This is a genomic window from Streptomyces sp. DH41 (genome assembly GCF_029813785.1).
GTDB lineage: Bacteria > Actinomycetota > Actinomycetes > Streptomycetales > Streptomycetaceae > Streptomyces.
Genome location: NZ_JARVKY010000041.1, coordinates 25,105 through 42,772, shown reverse-complemented (window position 1 = coordinate 42,772; position 17,668 = coordinate 25,105). Strand labels below are relative to the sequence as shown.

General features: G+C 70.8%; 26 protein-coding genes. 12 read left to right on the top strand and 14 right to left on the bottom strand.

What is annotated here, in order from left to right; translation table 11 throughout:
• Positions 1 to 2: 2 nt before the first annotated feature.
• Entirely contained in the window at positions 3 to 161 is a 159-nt protein-coding gene (locus QC283_RS37620; protein ID WP_336620688.1) for a DUF6233 domain-containing protein, read from the top strand.
• A 26-nt stretch (positions 162 to 187) separates the two neighbouring features.
• Positions 188 to 1,168 carry an ATP-dependent DNA ligase gene (locus tag QC283_RS37615; RefSeq protein ID WP_279566284.1) on the top strand — a complete coding sequence of 327 codons (981 nt, stop codon included), beginning with the start codon at positions 188 to 190 and terminating at the stop codon, positions 1,166 to 1,168.
• Between the two features lie 203 nt (positions 1,169 to 1,371).
• Here the strand turns inward: QC283_RS37615 and QC283_RS37610 are convergent, their stop codons facing one another.
• The 10 genes from QC283_RS37610 to QC283_RS37565 form a co-directional block, all read right to left on the bottom strand.
• Positions 1,372 to 2,205 carry a 3'-5' exonuclease gene (locus QC283_RS37610; protein WP_279566283.1) on the bottom strand — a complete coding sequence of 278 codons (834 nt, stop codon included), beginning with the start codon at positions 2,203 to 2,205 and terminating at the stop codon, positions 1,372 to 1,374.
• A gap of 658 nt (positions 2,206 to 2,863) precedes the next feature.
• A complete protein-coding gene (locus tag QC283_RS37605; protein WP_279566282.1) occupies positions 2,864 to 3,322 on the bottom strand; it encodes a hypothetical protein in 459 nt (152 codons plus the stop codon).
• Complete coding sequence (locus QC283_RS37600) at positions 3,319 to 4,449, bottom strand: hypothetical protein (protein WP_279566281.1); 1,131 nt, start codon at positions 4,447 to 4,449, stop codon at positions 3,319 to 3,321. The genes QC283_RS37605 and QC283_RS37600 overlap by 4 nt, the downstream gene beginning before the upstream one ends.
• Positions 4,446 to 5,453 (bottom strand): hypothetical protein, encoded by a 1,008-nt coding sequence (locus tag QC283_RS37595; RefSeq protein ID WP_279566280.1) that lies wholly within the window; start codon positions 5,451 to 5,453, stop codon positions 4,446 to 4,448. Before QC283_RS37595 ends, QC283_RS37600 begins: the two co-directional genes overlap by 4 nt.
• Positions 5,450 to 5,833 (bottom strand): hypothetical protein, encoded by a 384-nt coding sequence (locus tag QC283_RS37590; protein WP_279566279.1) that lies wholly within the window; start codon positions 5,831 to 5,833, stop codon positions 5,450 to 5,452. Before QC283_RS37590 ends, QC283_RS37595 begins: the two co-directional genes overlap by 4 nt.
• Entirely contained in the window at positions 5,830 to 6,474 is a 645-nt protein-coding gene (locus QC283_RS37585) for a hypothetical protein (RefSeq protein WP_279566278.1), read from the bottom strand. The genes QC283_RS37590 and QC283_RS37585 overlap by 4 nt, the downstream gene beginning before the upstream one ends.
• Positions 6,471 to 7,133 (bottom strand): hypothetical protein, encoded by a 663-nt coding sequence (locus QC283_RS37580; protein WP_279566277.1) that lies wholly within the window; start codon positions 7,131 to 7,133, stop codon positions 6,471 to 6,473. The genes QC283_RS37585 and QC283_RS37580 overlap by 4 nt, the downstream gene beginning before the upstream one ends.
• Positions 7,134 to 7,138: 5 nt before the next feature.
• Positions 7,139 to 8,359 carry a hypothetical protein gene (locus tag QC283_RS37575; RefSeq protein ID WP_279566276.1) on the bottom strand — a complete coding sequence of 407 codons (1,221 nt, stop codon included), beginning with the start codon at positions 8,357 to 8,359 and terminating at the stop codon, positions 7,139 to 7,141.
• Between the two features lies 1 nt (position 8,360).
• Positions 8,361 to 8,483 carry a hypothetical protein gene (locus tag QC283_RS37570; RefSeq protein WP_279566275.1) on the bottom strand — a complete coding sequence of 41 codons (123 nt, stop codon included), beginning with the start codon at positions 8,481 to 8,483 and terminating at the stop codon, positions 8,361 to 8,363.
• Between the two features lie 65 nt (positions 8,484 to 8,548).
• Entirely contained in the window at positions 8,549 to 8,923 is a 375-nt protein-coding gene (locus QC283_RS37565; RefSeq protein WP_279566274.1) for a hypothetical protein, read from the bottom strand.
• A 192-nt stretch (positions 8,924 to 9,115) separates the two neighbouring features.
• Here QC283_RS37565 and QC283_RS37560 point away from each other — a divergent pair, with 192 nt between their 5' ends.
• The 7 genes from QC283_RS37560 (at position 9,116) to QC283_RS37530 (ending at position 12,439) form a co-directional block, all read left to right on the top strand.
• Positions 9,116 to 9,496, top strand: coding sequence for a hypothetical protein (locus tag QC283_RS37560; protein WP_279566273.1), 381 nt, complete (start codon positions 9,116 to 9,118; stop codon positions 9,494 to 9,496).
• A 31-nt stretch (positions 9,497 to 9,527) separates the two neighbouring features.
• Entirely contained in the window at positions 9,528 to 10,043 is a 516-nt protein-coding gene (locus tag QC283_RS37555) for a hypothetical protein (RefSeq protein ID WP_279566272.1), read from the top strand.
• Positions 10,040 to 10,282 carry a hypothetical protein gene (locus tag QC283_RS37550; RefSeq protein WP_279566271.1) on the top strand — a complete coding sequence of 81 codons (243 nt, stop codon included), beginning with the start codon at positions 10,040 to 10,042 and terminating at the stop codon, positions 10,280 to 10,282. Before QC283_RS37555 ends, QC283_RS37550 begins: the two co-directional genes overlap by 4 nt.
• Positions 10,283 to 10,334: 52 nt before the next feature.
• On the top strand, positions 10,335 to 10,778 hold the full coding sequence (locus tag QC283_RS37545) for a hypothetical protein (protein WP_279566270.1): 444 nt from the start codon (positions 10,335 to 10,337) through the stop codon (positions 10,776 to 10,778).
• Positions 10,775 to 11,728, top strand: a complete 954-nt coding sequence (locus QC283_RS37540) for an ATP-binding protein (protein WP_279566269.1) — start codon at positions 10,775 to 10,777, stop codon at positions 11,726 to 11,728. The genes QC283_RS37545 and QC283_RS37540 overlap by 4 nt, the downstream gene beginning before the upstream one ends.
• Positions 11,729 to 11,801: 73 nt before the next feature.
• Positions 11,802 to 12,254 (top strand): protein kilB, encoded by a 453-nt coding sequence (locus QC283_RS37535; RefSeq protein WP_279566268.1) that lies wholly within the window; start codon positions 11,802 to 11,804, stop codon positions 12,252 to 12,254.
• A 26-nt stretch (positions 12,255 to 12,280) separates the two neighbouring features.
• A complete protein-coding gene (locus QC283_RS37530) occupies positions 12,281 to 12,439 on the top strand; it encodes a hypothetical protein (RefSeq protein ID WP_279566267.1) in 159 nt (52 codons plus the stop codon).
• Between the two features lie 137 nt (positions 12,440 to 12,576).
• Here the strand turns inward: QC283_RS37530 and QC283_RS37525 are convergent, their stop codons facing one another.
• Positions 12,577 to 13,404: a hypothetical protein gene (locus QC283_RS37525; RefSeq protein WP_279566266.1), complete on the bottom strand. Its 828-nt coding sequence runs from the start codon at positions 13,402 to 13,404 to the stop codon at positions 12,577 to 12,579.
• Positions 13,405 to 14,183: 779 nt separating this feature from the next.
• Between QC283_RS37525 and QC283_RS37520 the strand changes: the two genes are divergently transcribed.
• Together QC283_RS37520 and QC283_RS37515 are read left to right on the top strand one after the other, a co-directional pair.
• The gene (locus QC283_RS37520) at positions 14,184 to 14,462 is read left to right on the top strand and encodes a hypothetical protein (protein WP_279566265.1); all 279 of its coding nucleotides are present in this window, start codon (positions 14,184 to 14,186) and stop codon (positions 14,460 to 14,462) included.
• 10 nt (positions 14,463 to 14,472) lie between these two features.
• The gene (locus tag QC283_RS37515; RefSeq protein ID WP_279566264.1) at positions 14,473 to 15,558 is read left to right on the top strand and encodes a helix-turn-helix domain-containing protein; all 1,086 of its coding nucleotides are present in this window, start codon (positions 14,473 to 14,475) and stop codon (positions 15,556 to 15,558) included.
• Positions 15,559 to 15,600: 42 nt separating this feature from the next.
• Here QC283_RS37515 and QC283_RS37510 read toward each other — a convergent pair whose 3' ends face one another.
• The 3 genes from QC283_RS37510 to QC283_RS37500 all read right to left on the bottom strand — a co-directional run bounded on the left by QC283_RS37510 (position 15,601) and on the right by QC283_RS37500 (position 17,345).
• Complete coding sequence (locus tag QC283_RS37510) at positions 15,601 to 15,924, bottom strand: hypothetical protein (protein ID WP_279566263.1); 324 nt, start codon at positions 15,922 to 15,924, stop codon at positions 15,601 to 15,603.
• 121 nt (positions 15,925 to 16,045) lie between these two features.
• Positions 16,046 to 17,092 (bottom strand): zeta toxin family protein, encoded by a 1,047-nt coding sequence (locus QC283_RS37505; protein ID WP_279566262.1) that lies wholly within the window; start codon positions 17,090 to 17,092, stop codon positions 16,046 to 16,048.
• On the bottom strand, positions 17,070 to 17,345 hold the full coding sequence (locus tag QC283_RS37500; protein ID WP_279566261.1) for a hypothetical protein: 276 nt from the start codon (positions 17,343 to 17,345) through the stop codon (positions 17,070 to 17,072). Before QC283_RS37500 ends, QC283_RS37505 begins: the two co-directional genes overlap by 23 nt.
• Positions 17,346 to 17,470: 125 nt before the next feature.
• Here QC283_RS37500 and QC283_RS37495 point away from each other — a divergent pair, with 125 nt between their 5' ends.
• The gene (locus QC283_RS37495) at positions 17,471 to 17,668 is read left to right on the top strand and encodes a DUF397 domain-containing protein (RefSeq protein WP_279566260.1); all 198 of its coding nucleotides are present in this window, start codon (positions 17,471 to 17,473) and stop codon (positions 17,666 to 17,668) included.

Genomic DNA, 17,668 nt, shown 5'->3' with positions numbered 1-17,668 from the left:
CAATTGGCACCTGGCCGCAGCTTCGGGAGTACCGGGCCGTCCACGCCGGCGGCTGCTGGAATGCGGGCAAGCGGTCCGCGGGGATCTCCCGGGATGAGGCGCGGCGGGCGCTCGCATGCTCGCACTGCCGCCCGGACACCGGGCTGCGTGTGGAGGGCTGACCCTGCGCGGGTGGAAGGGGTGCCGTATGTGGACGCTACCCGAGCCGATGCTCGCCGCCCCTGTGTCCGATCCTGCCCTCCCTGCGGGGTGGGCGGCAGAGGTCAAGTGGGATGGATGGCGGGCACTTCTGTCCTGGGACGCCGGGGACCTGGTGCTGCGCTCCCGCCAGGGCACGGCCCTCGCCGATTCCTTCCCTGAGCTGCGTGCCGGCGCCTCGCAGCTCCCGGACGCGATTGCCCTCGATGGGGAGGTGGTCGTATGGGAGGACGACAGGCTCGCTTTCGAGCGGCTCCAGGGACGGTTGCAGCGGCGCGGCGCTGGTGCGGCCCGGCTCGCCGCCGAGTATCCCGCCCACTTCGTCGCCTTCGACCTGCTGCGCCTGGCGGGCACCGACACCACCGGGTGGACGTACAGGCGGCGCCGGGCCGCCCTGGAAGCCCTCTTCGCTGAGCACCGGCTCACCGCTCCGTGGGCGTTGTGCCCGTCGACCACCGACCCGGACACCGTGCGCGAGTGGCTGGACAGCTGGACGGCCGTCGGTCTCGAAGGGGTGGTCTTCAAGAGGTTGGAGAGCGTCTACGAGCCGTCCGTGCGCGGGTGGCGCAAGCACAAGGTCAGGGTGACCGAGGACGCCGTGGTGGGGGCGTACACGGGCCCGGCGGCTGCCCCGCGCACGCTGCTGCTGGGCCGATACGACACGGTCGGGCACCTGCGCTACGTCGGGCGCAGTACGACGCTCCCGCAGGTCTCGGGCCGGTCAGTCGCCGGGTTCCTTACCCCAGCCGGGGACCGGCATCCGTGGGCAGGCTGGTCATTTTCTGCCGGGTGGGGCTCACGCGAGAGTCTGCACGTCACCCTGGTCGTCCCGGAGCTGGTGGTGGAGGTCGGTGTCGACGTCGCCCGGGACGGTGCCGGGCGGTGGCGTCACCCGGCGCGCTGGCACCGCTCCCGCCCGGACCTGTCCGCCGCCGATGTCCCGGACTTCGAGTCCGGGACATCGGGCTGAGTCACAGCAGGTCGGCAACCCAGCGAGCGATGACCTGCTCATCCAGGCCGTAGCGCCCTTGGCGCCCACATTGTTGGTCGCCTCGGCGATGTAGCGGGTGGGCCGAGTCGAGCCGTCACACCGCGCCTACGTGTACGGCGAAGGCCTCCGGGAACGTCCCGGAGGCCTTCGCCGTGTCAGTCGCCCTTGACCACGTACGCGGATCAGGCAGTCTCGGCGTGGACTCGCCTCGCCATGCCTTTCAGGAGTCCCACTACGGCCCGGCAGTCCGACAGCGCTCGATGGTCCCCGCCGTACAGGGGCTGCCACGCGTAGTTCCCCCAGAAGTCGGACCAGTCACCGAACCATTCGGAGTACGGCAGCATCACGTCCTCGAAGTTCTGCCTGCTGATCCAGGCGGCCGCGGCTGCGGCCGGGTCGGAGACTCCGGCCTGCTGGTGGTGCACGGTCAGCTCGTGGCGCAGCCGACCGACGTCGAAGGACTTGTTGTAGATCAGGCACCGTCGCCCCTCCAGAACCTCCGTCAGCCGCGGAAGGACGTCGGTGAACGAGGGAGCCCCCGTCGTCATCTGGTTGGTGATCCCGTGAATGTCGGTCGACTCGGCGGGGATCGGCACGCCCGGGTCGATGAGCGTGTCCAGGAGCACGTCCCCGCCCATGCTGTACACGGCCAGGTCCACGATCCTGGCGTCCTCCTCCAGGCCGGTGGTCTCCGAATCCAGGATGGCGACGGTCGGATCGTCAACGAGGGTTTGTGCCCAGTCGACCAGTTCGGTGACTCGCCGGCGCCGGTGTTCTTCTGCCTGCCGTTGGGATTCCTCGCGTGCCCGTTGCTGCTCAGTGCGCTCCCGCGCGTCGCGCTCGGCGCAGGGTGGGCACCACCGCGGCACCCAGCCCACCCGGTTCGTGGAGTCCGCCCGGACGGCGGCGATCTCGTCGTCGGTGGCCGTCACCACGTTGCAGTCGCGGCCCGGGCAGGTACGCCGCCACACGGCCAGCCGCTCAGCCTCGAACTGCTTCTGCAACTGCCTCAGCACCCAGCACGGTGTGCAGCGGTCCTGCTCCTCCTGGCCCCTCCGGAACGGGGCCAGCGAGACACGTCCGCATTTCCAGCAGGTACGGGCTTGCAGAGCCTGACGTTCCTGCTGCTCCTGCACCTGGCACGGCCCGCACCGCCCGTACACGACGTGATCGCGCACAGTGCCACACTTGGGGCACGTCCGGCGGGCGGTCCTCGCAGCCTGCTGCTTCGCCGACAGCGGCCGCATTTTCGCAGCGGCGGCCGGATCGTACAGCGGGAAGTTGCCCCACCCGTGGCCACGCCGGTACACACGCACGAACGCCACCGGTTCCTGGCCAGGAGCGGGCTTCAGCCGCTGGCTCTTGAGTTCCGTCATCGTCCGCAGGTGCTGCTGATCTGCTGGAATGTCCCTGCGCTCATACACGGGCAGCGATTCCGACTTCGCGGGTACAGGCGTGGTCACGAGAACCTCCAGATGCTCGACAGTCGTAGAGACAGCACAACGCACGGCACTGACAACTGGGCGGGGGAAGGTGGCCGCTGGGGGCCTTCGCCGGCCCCCAGACCCCCGCTCCCCGCGGCACCGACCGGCGCGGGCAGGAAGAGAGGGGTTGCGCTGGGTGCGCGCCGGACGGCACCGCGGCCTGTGCCGTCCGGGCGGGCGTGATCGGGCGTCAGAGCGGGATGCAGCCGACGCTGAGGTGCCAGTACGGGCCGCCGTACGGCCCGAGGTGACGGCCCAGGGTCGTCAGGTCGGTGTCGGGCAGGCCGGGCGAGACGATCAGGGAGATGCTGCCGCCGCCCTGCCGGGCCATGTTCGTCCACAGAAGGATGCGCGGGTCTGCGGGAATGACGATGCGCGCGGCGCTCTCCTCACACAGGAGCTGGATCGTCACCCGCCCGTCGTCCCCCAGCGTCCAGCGGGCCTGCGAGTCCGCGGCCCGGGCGACCTGCCCCCGGGGGACCATGCGGTAGCGGGTGACGAAGTCCTTCACCTCCGTCTCGTCCACGTCCGGCTCCACGACCAGGACCAGCGCGGCGAGCACGGTGCCGTCGGTCATCGGCAGGCCGGTCGGCACGGCCACCACCGGCGGCGTCCCCTCGTACAGCGTTCCGCCCAACTCCCTGTTCACAGGCCGATCCCCTCGGTTGCGTTGTCTGCCCACTTGTCCCCCTCGTCCACGTACTCCCAGAACACCGGCGAGTTCTTCGACCAGCCGCCCTGGGTCCGCAGCTTCTCCGACCGCTTGCCCTTGCGGCGGCCGGTGGTGACCAGTCCCCGGCGGCCGGAGTGCCCGGTGATCCGCCGCCCCGTCATCCCCGCATACTTCGCGGAGCGGGCCATCGCCCGGCCGCAGCCGTCGGGCGACAGGCGTTGGATGACGAGGTTGCCCCACCGGTCGACGGCCAGGTACGCGGGCCCGGCGGGCGCCGCGCCGGCGGCGAGCTTGGCCTCACGCCACGCTAGCCAGCAGCGCACCGCACAGGTGTCGGCGTTCTCGCCGTAGGAGACGACGACGTCGCGGGCCGGGCGGCCCTTCACGCTGGGCACGTGGACCTCCAGGCCCTCCGCCACGAGCCGGATGCCGGTGTCGTTCAGCTTGCTCATTTCGCTGTTGCGGCCCGCGATAGCGAAACGCATGGTGTGCAGGCTCCGGTCCCGCAGCCGGGCCAGCTCCGGCACGATGAGCACCTGGCGACGCCGGGCGTCCGGCTGCGGGGCGCGCTCGCGCGGCGCGGTGTTCATCTTCCGCAGGTCGGCCGGGGTGATCGCGGCGGCCTTCCCGCGGCCGCGCTTCTGCCGCTCCTCGTCCAGCTTGAGCGGCTTGAGTGCCTGAGTGGCCGCCGCCCGGGCGGCCTTGGGTACCTCGTAGCCACGCCTGCGGGCCTCGGAGGCCACCCCGGTCACCCGGCGCTCGATCGAGTTGGGCGCGGCCTCCTTGACCTCGTCCAGCCACTTCACGAACGCCACGTAGGTGCCGACCGTGATGGCGCTGTCCGGCAGGCGGGCGCCGGTCTGTTCTTCGAGCCACCCGTGGAACTCCTGCCACAGCTCCCAGTCCCGGGCATACCCGGTCTTCGTCTTGCGCGGGCGGCGGTCGTGCAGGTCCTCGGCGGCCTTCGTGTCCAGCGCAGCGAGCACGGCGGCCACCGGGTCGTGCACGGCGACCTCGCCGGCGCCGGGGGCGTCGTCCACCAGCTCGGCGTCGACCACCTCCACCGGCTCCAGCGCGGTCCCGTACTCCTCGGCGGTCGTCACTCGGCGACCTCCTCCACCGTGTCGGCGAGCTTGCCGACCCGCTCAGCGGCGTGGGTGATCCGCTTCGCCTCGACCCTGAGCTGCGAGCCGTCCTCGTCGTGCTCCGTGAAGTCCGCGGCGACCTCACCCACCAGGTGCGCCAATTCCTCCAGCACCTCAGTGACGTCCTTCAGCCCGGCGCGCAGCTCCCCGCGCTCCAGGTGGTAGGCGGCGCGCGGGAGTTCGCCGTAGGCGGGCAGGTCGCTGCGGGTGGCGACGGCGGCCTGTTCCTCGTCCTCGGCGGGGAAGGGCACGTACACCTGGGTGAGCATCAGCCCGGGCTGCGTGCTCTCCGCCTCGGTGGCGAGCCCGGAGACGGTGGCGACCAGCCGGGGGTGGATGGTGTGCACCTGGTTCGGCTCGCCGGGCAGAGCGCGGTGGTGGTCGTCCAGGGACAGCGGCATCTCGTCGGGGAGCTGCTCCAGCAGGGCCCGCAGCTCGCCCACGGTGTCCACCATCGGCGCTCCGGCGACCGCCGCCCGCAGCCGGGGCGTCTGCTCTGTGCGGGCGTCGCGGGCCTCGACGGCGGCCTGTCCCAGGCCGAACGCGACCCACTTCATCACCTCGGCGAACGCGTCCTCGTCCAGGCCAACCAGCACGTCCGCGTCCTCCGCGAGGTGCTGGTGGTAGAGGGTGCGCTGCCCCTCCGCCCACACCCGCAGGTCGTCGACCGCCGCCAGCACGGTGGTGTCGAGCGCGGCCGCGACCTGGTCCCACGTCGCCCCGAGCCGCAGCGCCTGCGCGACCATGCCGCCGCGCTCGCTGCGTACGGCCCGCCGGATCGCCTCGCCCACGGCGAGCTGCGTCAGGGCGTCGCCGACGACGGCGTCCTGGTCGCGGTCGTGCTCGGTGCGCAGACGGGCACCGGCCTCGGCGCGGTGCTGCGCGAGGGAGGTGAGCGGCGTGCCGGCCGGAACGTCTCCGGGGCGACGGACCGTGTCCTCGGCGGTGTGCTGGTCGGTCATGCCTTCTCTCCGAACGGTGCGGGGACGGTGCGGCCGTGCTCGCGCAGCCACTGGTGGACCGCCTTCTCCTCGGCCCGCAGCCGGTTGAAGGTGGTGTCACCGGCGGGGGTCAGGTCCTTGAAGGCGACGCGGGCGCTGCGGGTCTGCGCCCACTGGCACAGCGCCCACTCCGGCTGGCCGGTGGCGCTGTTGTACGCGGCCGGGGGCAGCGAGCCGTCCCGGACGAACGTGTCCCGCTCGGTCTGCCGCTGCTCGACCTTGGCCTCGGCGGCGGCGAGTGCGGCCCGGGCCTCCTCGACCTCCTTCTGCGCCTCGGCGATCCGGTCCTCGAAGTACGCGGCGACGACGGCCGTGCCGTCGATCTGGTCCGTGGCGCTCACTGCTCCTGGTCCTCCTTCGTCTCGGTCGCGGCGGCCGCGTCCAGCTCCGCCGCCACCCACTTCGCCGCCGCGGTGACGGACGTGAACGGCTTCTCGCCGCTGGTCTTTGCCCAGTCCGCGTAGCCCGAGAGGCCACGGGCGGGCGGGTGGAAGTCGGGCCCGATGGCCGCGTGATAGACGGTGCCGCCGCGCTTGCCCCGGCCCTCGGTGACGACACCGACGATGTCGTCCTCCGACAGCCGGTCGACCTTCTGGCGGGAGCAGAGGTAGGCGCCGGGCGAGTCGTAGCCCCGCAGGTCGAGCAGCGGCGGGCCGGGGTAGAGCCACAGTCCGGCCACCCGCTTCGGGGGCTGCCCGTACCCGGTGCGCACCGTGGTGGTCGTCCGGGTGGTGTACTCCTCGCCGCTGATCAGGTGGGCCGTGCCGCAGGACCGGCACAGCACCCGCAGGGTGATCCGGTCGTAGTGGTCGCGGTGGCCGCACTCCTCGTTGGGGCAGGAGTGCTCCGGCCCCTCCCGGCGAAGGCGCCGCTTGTCGTTCTCGGTCTGCTGGTCGACCTCCCAGACGGGCTTGGCGCAGTCCGCCCGGTGGGCGAACGGCTGCCACTCCAGGTGGGCGGCGATGGCGTCGGAACTGCTCATCGGGCGGCCTCCGTCGTCGCGCCGGCGGGGAGGAAGGCGTCCCACTGGTAGTCGGCGGTCCCGGCGAACAGGGCGCCGTAGCGGTCCATCCGGCCCTCGTCGCGCTTGGCGGCCGCGTACTGCTGAAGGGCCCGCCCCAGGTCGAATGCCGCGTGGCTGGGCACCGGGTGGGCGAGGTCGAGCAGGCCGTCGGTGAAGCAGCCGGGCCGGAAGATCCGGGCCGCGTCCGGGTCGGTCTGCTGGAGCCAGTGGAGGTTCACGTCCTGGATCTCGGCGGACAGGTACTCCTGGAGCATCTCCTGGTCGTCATGGTCGCCGACGGGCTGCTTGCTGGCCCAGGTGCGCTCGAAGTCCATGCCCGGGTGCGGGCCGCCGATCTCCTTCTCGTAGGATTCGGCGGCCGCGCGGCACTCCGGGGCGGTGCACAGGGCCAGCGCGTACGCGAGCACGCCCGGTCCGCCGTGCAGCGACTCCACCAGCACGCCGCCGTCGTGCTCCCGTACGGCCGTGCAGGTCGCGGCCTCGTTCAGCTCGTCCAGCACGATCCGGTAGAGGGCGGGCAGTCCGCGCTTCTCGATGAGGTCTTCGCCCCATCCGAGAGTGGCGGTGTGCACCACGGCGGCGGTGCCGTCGGGCAGGGTGACGGAGGTGAGCATCATGGCGGTCACTTCCCGTCCGCGGTAAGCCAGCGCAGTGCGCCGGTGACGGCGTCGCGAGCGGCCTCGTCGTCGCCCGCGCGGATGGCCTCGATCAGAGCGAGGCCCGGGGTGTCCTCGCGGTAGACGAGCACGAAAGCCTGGTCGTCGGCGGGCAGTTCGGCCGGAAGGGTGTCCACCCGCCGCTCCGGCGCGAGGACGATGCGGGCGGTCCGCACCTCCCCGGCCCGCACGGCGCGGGGCCGGTACCCGATCCGGTGCACCAGGTCGTGGGCCGCGTCGTCGTCCTCGGTGCACCCGCCCGGGCAGGGCCGGGGCTGCGGTTCGGCGCCGTGCCGGCTGGTCAGCTCCCCGCACAGCTCCGCGAGCCGCCGCACGCCGAGGGTGCGAGTCTCGCTCGCAGCGACGGAGCGGGCCAGCGTCTCGGTCTCGCGCACCAGGTGCTCGGGCGCCATGTGGAAGGCGTTCGGCAGGTCCAGGTGTTCCCGGCCCTCCGCCGTGAGCGTCGGGGTCATCGAGCCCCGGGCCGGTCCCACCCAGGTCACGGCGTCGGGGGCGGTGTCGAAGTCGGTGACGCGGTGGGGCTCGAACCGGGTCTTACCCTCGGACTCGACCGGGTACGGCCTGCGGCCGGTACGGATCAGGCGCTCCATCTCCGCCCGCACGGCCTCCGGGGTCCGGTCGGGGAACAGGCCGGACTCGCGGAACAGGTCGGCGGCCTCGTCCAGCCACAGCACGACGCGGTCGCCCTGGCCGCCGGTGCGCTCCTGCTGGACAGCCAGCAGGGCAGCGAGCATGTCCGTGGCCGTCTTGCCGGGGGTGGTCTTCTCCAGCTCGGCGCAGAGTTGGAGGAGTTCGACGGTCTGGTCCTGGAGCTGGGTGGCGGCCCACTTCCGGGCGGCCTCCGCCTCGACGTCCTCGTCGGCGTCGCGGTGGTAGCGCTCGGCGACGGCGGCGCATTCGTCCTCGGTGCACAGCACGCGGGCCACCGCCTCGGCGGAGCCGTCGGGGTTCTCGGTGACCTCGACGTCAGCCTCGGACAGTTCGGCGGCGATGCACTCGGAGACCATCCGCAGGCACCGCTCGGCGTTGGCCCTCAGCTCCGCGAGGTGGTCGGCGGTGAGCTGTCGGGAGACCGAGCCGACGCTCCAGCGCACGCGGTGCAGGTGGACGGTGTAGTGGCGGTCCGGCTCTCCCGGTACGAGGAGGAGCGGTACGGACAACGGCATGTCAGTCACTCTTTCGGGTGGTAGCGGTACGGGCGAGCCGGGCCAGGAAGTCGAAGTCGGCGTCCGTGAGCGGGCCGCCGTCGGGGCGGGCGTAGTCGATGGTGAGGTGCGGGCGGGCCTGCACGCGGAACAGCTCAAGCTGCCCCGGACACAGGGGAGTTGCCTCCGCCGCAGGCGCGGCCGCGGCGTTCACAGATTCCCCGGCTGCGGGACCTCGCGGTGCACGAAGATGGTGGCGCGGAAGCAGCCGCGGGTGCGGCGCTTCTCGTCCCGCCACCCGGCGTACAGCTCCTCGCGGCCGTCGGTGGTGTATTCGGTGTCCACATGGGCGCCGACGTGGTCGGCCCACCGGCGGACGGTCTCGCGCTGTATGGCCGGGGTGTAACTCAGGCTGTCGGCCGTGCCGATGAGGTTGCCGTTCGGGGCGAGCGACCACAGCAGTGGGGGCAGGTCGTTGCTGGCGCCGTGCTCGATGAGGTCGGCGAGGTGACGCTGTGCGCGCCGCTGCCACTCGTAGAGGGTGGCGGCCGGGACCGTTTCGGTCACCGTGTCGGTCTGGGACACGGGCGTTCGATTCCTCTCGTCTCGGCGGACCGGTTCGCTGACCTGTCGTCATGTCCGGTTTATCGCCTCGGATATGGCACATTATCCGAGCCGAGACGGACCGTGCCACCACATCACCCGAACGAGTGCAGAATTCCGCCAAGATTCTGCTAGGGCTAGACAGGGTCGACCGGCCGCCGCCATGCTCGGCACATGCAGAACAAGGAGAACCGGGGCGGAATCCCCCGCAGGCTCGCCCTGCGAAACGAGGATCGTGATCTCCGGCGCCCGGACGGCACGCAAGCCCGCCGCCCGCTGTGGGACACCGGATGGGGCGAGGCGTCGGCGGCCCGGTACGCTGCGCGCTGCGCGCGGCGCGTCGTCGCCGACCGCCTCCAGCTGCGCGCCCAGGCCGCCGCCCTGGGGCTGACCGGCGCCGACGTCGTCCTGCTCACCCCGGGCGCGTACACCCGCCGCGCCCTCGCCGTCTGGCCGCACGCCCGCACCCCGCTGGCCCACCTCGGCATCGGAGCCCAGCGCGGCCGTCTCACCGCCCTGCGCACCCGCCCCGAGGAATACGCTCCTGCCGCCTGACCTCGTTCCCTCAATCCTGACCAGGAGCATCGTGAAAATCGTCATCGAGGGCGCCTCGCCCGAGTTCGAGCGCAAGCTGCTCGCACTGCTCGCCGACCACCGCCACGAACTGGCGGTCAGCGTCGACACCGAATGGGACACCGACCGGGCCTTCCTCTACCTCCTGGACCTGCCGGCCAAGGCCCGCCGGTTCGTCCAGCTCGTCGTGGAGGCCGACGGCGACAAGAACGCCGAGGAGCTGCGCGCCGCCTTCGACGGCGAACTGCGCGGCCCGACCATCGCCCTGTCCCGCGCGGTGCCGCGCGGCGTACGCAAAGGCTGGTGGCCCGAGGGCACCAGGGCTCCCATCGCCCCCCGCTACGACCCCGAACACCCCTCCTGGCAGAAGGCCATCGCCTACACCATGACCCGCGAGGACACGGCCATCTTCCAGACCGTCTTCCAGAACATGGCCGACGGCACCGTCAGCATCCCGCCCGGTCTCTTCGGCGGCACGACCGTGCGCCGGGACGGCGAAGAGCAGCAGAACGAGGAGGAGCAGCAGTGAGCAGCCACGAGGTGGAGTATCACTGGGTCATCACGCTCAGCGGGACCCTCGGGCCCGACCGCAACCAGGTGACAGTCGGCGACCACGGCACCGTGGTCCGTGATCCTGCCACCACCACCCGCGTCGAAATCTGCAACGAACTGATCGCCCACATCAAGGACTCCGTCCTCGCACGGACCGGGATGCTCCTGGAGGACGTCAACATCCTCTGCTTCGAGCTCGAACCCAACCAACTGTGACCAGGAGAAAGGAACCATGGGCTACCGCCTGATCCCTCCAGGAGGAGACGACATGAGGTTATCGCCCGACGCGCTGACCACGGCAGACACGCTGTGGCAGCACCTCACCGAGCACCAACCCGCCGTGGCCGCCGCGCTCGCCATGCAGGTACGCGCGCTGCCCGAGGACTGGTCCCAGCGCGTCCTCGGCGTGGCCCGGCCGCACGCCGCGCTGGAGCTGCCCGCCACCGGCGACGTGCCCATGGAGATCGAGCCGTACGACGCGAACGACTGGGAGAACTGCCCGGCCTGCGGTGAACTCGACCGGCCGTGCCGCTACCACGAGGGCTACACCACCGGCTACGAGGCGCTGAACCAGCCGCTCACGGAGGCCGCCCGCGTCGACCCGAAGGTCACGGTCGCGGACGCCCTGCGACGGCTGACCCAGGCGGAGGAGGCCGCCGAGCGCGGTGAACTGGCCGCCGCCGTGGAACGGATGACCGGGGGGAAGGGATGACGGCGGCCACGGGCTTCCTGGTCGTCCCGGCCCTCGACCTGACTCCCGGCACACTGCTGGTCGCGGTCGGCCCCGGGGCCTCGGGCAAGTCGACGTACGCCGACACCGCGGCGGTCGACGCCGTGCTCTGCCTCGACTCCCTGCGGCGCGAGATCGGGGGCGACGCGGGCGACCAGTCCGTCACCCCGGCCGCCGTGGAGCGGCAGAACGCCCTCCTGGAGCAGCACCTGGGCGCCGGGACGACGGTCTTCCTCGATAGCACGAACGTGGAGGCACACGTGCGGGCGCAGCTCGTGGAGCGGGCCCGCCGGCACGGCCGCCCCATCGTCGCCCTGCGCTCCCTGCCAGACCTCGCCACCTGCCTGACCCGCAACGCGGCGCGGCCGGCCAACCGGCGCGTCCCCGACGACACGCTGCGCTGGCAGCACCAACTCGCGCGAGAGGCCACCCCGGACGCCCTGCTCCGGGAGGGCTTCACCGCCGTGCACCACATCGAACCCACCCCGACAGGAGCCACCGTGTCCAACGACGTCCTTGCCCCCGAGCGGATCGCCGATGCCGTCGCCGTACTGCGCAAGGCGCAGGAAGGCGACCAGGAGGCACACCGAGACCTCGGCGACTACTTCCCGGAGTACGAGGGGCTGGTGATGCAGACCGATCACGCCCGGTACCTCGAACTCGCTGCCAGCGCCGGTCTGGTGGCCACGCACCTCCTGATCATCCAGGCCGGGAGGTGGCTGGCCTCGGTGGACACCTATACCTCGGACCTCGAACTGCCGCTCGCGTCCGTGGCGCTCGGGGACTACGCCAGCAGGACCGAGGCGATCCGGGAGACGGTGCGCGCCGCGACGGACCACGGATGGATGCTCGCCCCCGAGCACAAGTGGGCCGACTTCGACTGCGGCGGCGGGGAGATCCACATCCCGATCCACGCGCGGCCGAAGCAATGACCGGCCATTCCGCGTTCGACCACGCCGACATCCTGCGGGCCGTCAGCCGCATGCTGCCCGCCGGGGAGGGCTCATGCTGAGCACCATCATCGCGGTCGTCGGCACGCTGCTCGGTGCGGTCGTCGCCGGGCTCATCCAGCACCGCACCGCCCGCACCACCCGCAGCGAGGCCCGGTATGACCACCGGCGCGACCGGGAGCTGGAGGCCGTCACCGCCTTCGCCTCCGCCGTCGCCGGCCACCGCCGCGCCATGGCCGTACGGGAAGGCCTCCGGCTGTCCGGAGCCGCCCCGGAGGCCGTGGCCGCGGCCCGTGCCGAGTCGCACGCCACCCGGTCCGCCATCGAGGCGCCGAGGGTCCAGGTGTCAATCCTGGTGCCGTCGCTCGCCGCGGCCGCCGAGGAGGCGACTCGCGCGGCGCTCGCCCTGCGCGACGCCCCCGACCAGCAGACGCTCGACGCCCTTCGTGAGGGGGCCGTGACCGCTGCGGACCGGTTCGTCGCGGCCGCTGCGCGCCACTTCGCCTGACCCTCTCGCACCCGATTGGACATCACGTGCTGTTCGCCTTCGACCTTCTGTACGTCCTCATCTGCCTCGGCGTCATCGTCGGCGGGACCGGTCTCTTCGCCCACCTGCGTGGCACCAACGCGCACGCCGCCGACTGCCGCCCCTGCCGCATCATCAACCGCGTGTTCCGTATCGCGGACCGCTGACCAGGAAAGGCCCTGCTGTAGGCGCTCATTCCTGACGCGCCACGGCGGTGCAGCCGCACAACGACGCGGGCCCCGGCTCCCCCTCGAAGGGGGACCGCCGGGGCCCGCGCGTTATCTGGCCAGATAGACCACCTGTCTCAGGCGGACTCCGGTGCGAAGTTCTCCATGCAGTCGCCGCACATGATGCTGCGGCGTTCCAGGGTCTTCGGGGAAACCCGGATGACCGCGGGTGGCTCGCACTGGCAGACAGCCTTGACGTAGTTGCGGTCCTCCTTCTCCTTCTTCCCGGTCGGCGCCTCTTCGTCCCCGCCGGCGTCGTCGGTGTCCGCTCCTTCGGCGGCCCCGCCGCCCTTGCTGCCGCCACCGCTGCGGGTGGCGAAGATGTCGGGGGTGCGGGTGGCGTGCATCGCCTTGTCGAGTGCGGCGATCTCCTTGGCGTACGTCTTCGCCGCCTCCTCACCCAGCTCCGTTCCGGCGGACCCGTACTTCTTCTTCCACTTCTCGCCGACGTCGGCCCGCTGGACGAGACCCATCGCCTCGGCCATCTTCCGGAACTCCTTGTTGTGGTACTGGCTCGCCGAGCAGTCCTTGATGCCGAGCGCCTCGTTGGCCGCGTGGGTGGCCTCGTGCAGGAGGTAGCCGAAGACCTTGGGGGCGCCGTCTGCGAGCGACTCCGCGGTGACGAACACCTCGTGGTGGACGTCGGCCCCCTCGCGCAGTTTCCACCGGCGGGGCGCGAAGTGGGCCAGCTCGACCTGGCTGGCGCGTCCGCCGGTCGCCATGCTGATGACGGCCTCGGGGACGTCCTTGTGGCGGGCGCGGATCGCGTCCCAGGCGTCCACCAGGGCGGAGGTAACTCCGGCGGCAATCTTGGCGACCGTGACCTCGGCGGGCAGGTCGGGCACGGCCTCCAGGGGCGGGGCGGGTGCGGGCTCGGGGATGAGGGCGACGGCTTCGGTGGTCATGGCTCCATCGTAACTAAAACTCACCTCTTAAGAGGTGAGTTTCTGGGGTGAGTTGGCGCCGCGCTATCCCAACCTGGGCCGGGCCGCGGCAGTGCAGACCGGTATGCAGGAGACCTGAACTACCCGACGAAGGTGTCCCACATATGCGTCGCGGGACGTTCATGCGCACGGAGGCCCGCACCGGAAACGGCGCGGGCCTCCGTGCGGTGGGCGCAATGTCTCGAAACAACTTTGCTCGCACCACTGAAGCTGGTGGTTCCACCGCGGCCAAGCGGCGGTCACCAGCCCTACTGTGTGGGTCGCGCGCCAATCGCGACCCTAGATGTGTCCCCGGATTGAGTGTCAGCAGCAATTCAGGGCGTCGCTCAGCGGGGCCGTTTCCACGAGCCGCCTTGAGCGACAGCTTCATGGTCTACCCCATGCATGGGGTAAGTCGCGTCGGAAAGCTGGACAGTCCGTGAGCCAATCCCCTGATCACTTCGAGAACCACAGCTCAGGACCTCGGGCCGGTCGTAGATAGAAGTCAGACGGCTTCTGAGCCAACGTATCGGCCGTTAGTGGAGCACCCGGCGTTCCTGGGATCGTTGGACATAGTGGTTCTCACGTCATCCCAACGGACTGTACGCCAACGGTCCGTGACACCTGAACCGCCCGGATCCACGATCGCAGCCGGGGCGTCTCGCCAAGACGTCCCGCGGTCCCCGGATTCGTCTTCGTGTCAGCAGCAAGGAGGCGGCGGTCCCCTAGTAAGGGGCCGCCGTCTCGGGACAGGAACGTTCATGACCAACAACAAGACCACCGTGGAGACGGCCTCGCTCGGCTCTCCCGTGGGGGGCTTCGGCATGCCGCAGGCCCTGGTGATCCTCGGTTTCCTCGCCGCAGCCGTCGTGCTGCGCTTGGCCGCCCAAACAAGTGTCCAGGACACGGTTGTACTCCTGGCCGTCGTCGGGGGCGTCAGTGTCGGCGTGCTGCTCGCCGCCGGCTTCCATGGCCGTTCTCGGCGCCGCCTGTGGCGACGTGTCCTGAACGCCGTACTGGCACCCGGCTCGGGCAGCTGAAGGAGGCACTGTGGCACGCCCAGAAGCCCCCGTCGACCACACCGTGCCGGAACTCGGCGAATTTGCCGAGCTGCTGCGCTCCTTACGCCGTCACGCAGGCTGGACGTACGCCGAAATGGCGGCAGAGACGACCGTCTCTGCCGCCACGCTGAAGCGGGCCGCGAGTGGCAAGCACCTGCCGAGCCTGACCGTGACAATTCAGTACGCCGCCTCGTGCATCGCCCGTGACCCCGTTCCCGACGCAAGTGTCGGCGCGAGCGTCATGGCCTTCTGGCAGAAGGCAGCGGTCGCTGTAGATGAGGCACAGAGGGCTGGTCATCGCTCCACCCTTCTCCCCAAGCCTCAGTACGTCCGCGATGAAGGCGACCTTTCGGGGGCGCTGCGGGACGCATGGGCCTGGTCGGGTCGGCCCTCCACACGGTGCGTGGAGAAGGTGTCGAACGGCCAGGTACCGCGCAGCACGGCCAACGTCATCGTCTCCGCTCACGGCGTCCCCAGGGATTTCCGGCAGTACGTCGCCTACCTGCGGGCGTGCCGGGTCACGGGGAAAACGTTGGAGCCGTGGATCCAGGCCTGGTTCAAGGTCCGGGGCATTCCCTCCGATCCCATTCCCGGCTTCATGGCCCTGCACGAGGACAGCGACGCTCAAGCGGCTTACGCCAGCGTCTACGCGCGGGCCACCGGATCGGCCGCCTCGGTGGCGGAGGTACTGGAACGCCTCCTCCTCGGCCCCGACCATCACAAGGCAGCAGCCGCCCCTCAATTCCAGCGGACGATGCCCAAGAAGAACTGGAGAGCGCGTAGGGGGGTCTTGCCCTATCTGCTGGTCACCCATCCCGACCGGAGCGGGGGGACGTTACACACAGCGGCGGAGCTTGATCAGTTGGCGCGCGTCTTCCTGAAGCCCACGGCTCAGAAGACGAAGGCTGGCAAGTACCGGATGGACCTCAACGGGTACCAACTGGAGCAGCTGCTTCAGTGGTCCGCTTGTGACGTGCTCCCTAAACGACGGCTGCTACCGGAGCACCCGCTGCACCGGACGGGACGCATTCAACGAACGGCGGACCCGGTCGAGTCGGATATCAGCCGCCCGTAACAAGCAGCGCCCCGCCCTCACAGGACACCAGTCCGCCGCGCATCATTGCTGGTCGCCGGGGACCAGCCGAAGGGCGGGGCGCTCCGGCTCGAACGCGCCGATCTCCAAGGCTGCCTCTCGCCAGTTGGCGATCAGCTGGACCTGCCATGCCGTGTCGTGCCGGAAGCCGGGCGGCGGCGTGCCTTCGGGGGTGACGGGCCACAGGATGGTGGCGGCGAAGCGTACGGCGTGCATGGCGGCGGTTGCGTGGGCGTCGACGGCGTTTCCTTCCAGGCGACGCAGCATGTCGAGGCGTGCGGCCACCTCGATCAGCTCGTTGTAGGTCTTCGCGTACTCCTGCGCTCGGACGGTGGCGAGGTCATCCACGGCGGCCTCCGGCGCGGGTGACGAGCCGCCGGCCGAGGCGGCGCGGGTCGGCCCGTACGGTGCGGGCCTCGTATCCGCAGAGCACAGTTGCCTCCTTGGTGTGGTGTCGACACAACGCTTGCTATCGGGTCCGTCCGGAGCTGCTTTCCTGTCCTGGTGCGTGGTGGAGGGGCGGACGCTGCGCCGGCGGTGGAGCGGCCGCCTTTTTGGCGCCTCGCGCTGGAGTGGTGGTCGAGCGCTTCCTTGCCGCCTGGGCCATGGTGGGACGGCCGCTCGCGGGTTGGCGCGTAACCATGGGGGCGGCAAGCTCGTCGACTCGGGCCAGGCGTGCGGCCCACAGCTGCGGGTCCTCCCCTGCGGGGGCTGTCTCGGCTCGGTCCCGTCTGTGGAGGAAATCTGCCGTCACGGACTGATCCCATGGCCGAAGGCGGGTCTCCTCCACCACGTCGGCGGCTGGCCGGTTCGGTATCCACTCGCCCTCGTCTCCGAGCTGCTTGCTGAAGGCAATCCCCCCGGCGTCCACGACGTGCAATGCGTCCGCCGCCTGTTCGGCCTCAATTCGAGTCATGACGACAGGGACGTTGGTGATGACCCGTTCCAGAAGCTCGCGAGAGACGAGGAAGCTGTAGCCCGGTCCGTCGGTCAGCGCCGTGAGGTGACGATCCATCGTGGCGAGCTGCGACAGGGCGGGATGCAGGGCGGTGTAGGCGGCCTCGGTGCGGTAGCCGTCGCCACGGAACTCGGCCAGGCGGGCCAGGGTGTAGACCTGGTCGGTGTACGGACCGACGAACATGATGCTGAGCCGTCGTGTCCGCACCTCATGGAGAATCGCTGCCCGGATGACCTCGTTGTCTGCGCGGATCAGGCGAGCGGCCTCCGGCGCTCCGTGCTCCCGGGCGAGCTGGTCGTAGTACGGGTGGAAGTCGTTGTGGTCGTCTCCGTCGAAGTACACGACGTCCTCGCCCAGGCCCAGCTGCTCGGCCACCACAGGCCGGAGTGTGGTCTTGCGAGATCCCTGGGGTCCGCCCAGCACGACCATGCGGGGAGTCGCCTGCGGCGACACCCTGGCCAGCGGAGGCAATACGTCCTCGCGGATGATCTCGCTGATCTGCTCGTCTGTGAGGAGACGGGGCGCGGGGTCCTGTTCAGGCATGGCTGCTGCCCGCACGCACGGTTTCCAGGCGGCCCGGCATCTCCCGGAGGATTTCCGCGACGCGGTCCCGGTCGTCGGCCGTCAGCTTGTCCCTCTCGTCGAGCAGCGGGGCGCGTTCGGCCCGCAGGGCCTGGGAGGCTTCCCTGTTCGGTGCCTGTCCTATGCGTGCGCTGTAGGCGGCGATCAGCGCGCTCAGCAACGCACGGGCACGCTCGAAGTCGTCCATCTCCTGCGCCGTCCACCGTGGCGGCCGTACCTCGTGCGGCATGACGTATCCCTCTTCTCCTTTGAGTTGCTGCACAACAACACGCCGTCGTGGGGGGCTGCTGATCCGTAGACTCCGCCGGGCGGGCAGAGGACTCCGCCCGCGCTCCCGACCACTCGGAGGACCTCATGCCGCTCCCGTCCGCGGGCTGGCACAAGAGCAGCTATAGCACCGAATTCCAGGAAGCCTGCGTGGAGGCCTGCGTTGCCGCGGCTGGCGTTGGCGTACGTGTCCGGGACACCAAGGACCGCGATCGTCGGCCCTTCTCCGTCTCCGCCCGTGCTTGGAGCAGCTTTTTGAAGACCCTGCACTCCGACGGCATCTGA

What these genes read in the sequence shown, in the direction of transcription:
- QC283_RS37615 (WP_279566284.1), top strand. Translation starts at nt 188, where the DNA reads ATGTGGACGCTACCCGAGCCGATGCTCGCCGCCCCTGTGTCCGATCCT.
- QC283_RS37595 (WP_279566280.1), bottom strand. Translation starts at nt 5,453, where the DNA reads ATGACCGACCAGCACACCGCCGAGGACACGGTCCGTCGCCCCGGAGAC.
- QC283_RS37585 (WP_279566278.1), bottom strand. Translation starts at nt 6,474, where the DNA reads ATGAGCAGTTCCGACGCCATCGCCGCCCACCTGGAGTGGCAGCCGTTC.
- QC283_RS37580 (WP_279566277.1), bottom strand. Translation starts at nt 7,133, where the DNA reads ATGATGCTCACCTCCGTCACCCTGCCCGACGGCACCGCCGCCGTGGTG.
- QC283_RS37575 (WP_279566276.1), bottom strand. Translation starts at nt 8,359, where the DNA reads ATGCCGTTGTCCGTACCGCTCCTCCTCGTACCGGGAGAGCCGGACCGC.
- QC283_RS37560 (WP_279566273.1), top strand. Translation starts at nt 9,116, where the DNA reads ATGCAGAACAAGGAGAACCGGGGCGGAATCCCCCGCAGGCTCGCCCTG.
- QC283_RS37545 (WP_279566270.1), top strand. Translation starts at nt 10,335, where the DNA reads ATGAGGTTATCGCCCGACGCGCTGACCACGGCAGACACGCTGTGGCAG.
- QC283_RS37540 (WP_279566269.1), top strand. Translation starts at nt 10,775, where the DNA reads ATGACGGCGGCCACGGGCTTCCTGGTCGTCCCGGCCCTCGACCTGACT.
- QC283_RS37535 (WP_279566268.1), top strand. Translation starts at nt 11,802, where the DNA reads ATGCTGAGCACCATCATCGCGGTCGTCGGCACGCTGCTCGGTGCGGTC.
- QC283_RS37525 (WP_279566266.1), bottom strand. Translation starts at nt 13,404, where the DNA reads ATGACCACCGAAGCCGTCGCCCTCATCCCCGAGCCCGCACCCGCCCCG.
- QC283_RS37520 (WP_279566265.1), top strand. Translation starts at nt 14,184, where the DNA reads ATGACCAACAACAAGACCACCGTGGAGACGGCCTCGCTCGGCTCTCCC.
- QC283_RS37500 (WP_279566261.1), bottom strand. Translation starts at nt 17,345, where the DNA reads ATGCCGCACGAGGTACGGCCGCCACGGTGGACGGCGCAGGAGATGGAC.
- QC283_RS37495 (WP_279566260.1), top strand. Translation starts at nt 17,471, where the DNA reads ATGCCGCTCCCGTCCGCGGGCTGGCACAAGAGCAGCTATAGCACCGAA.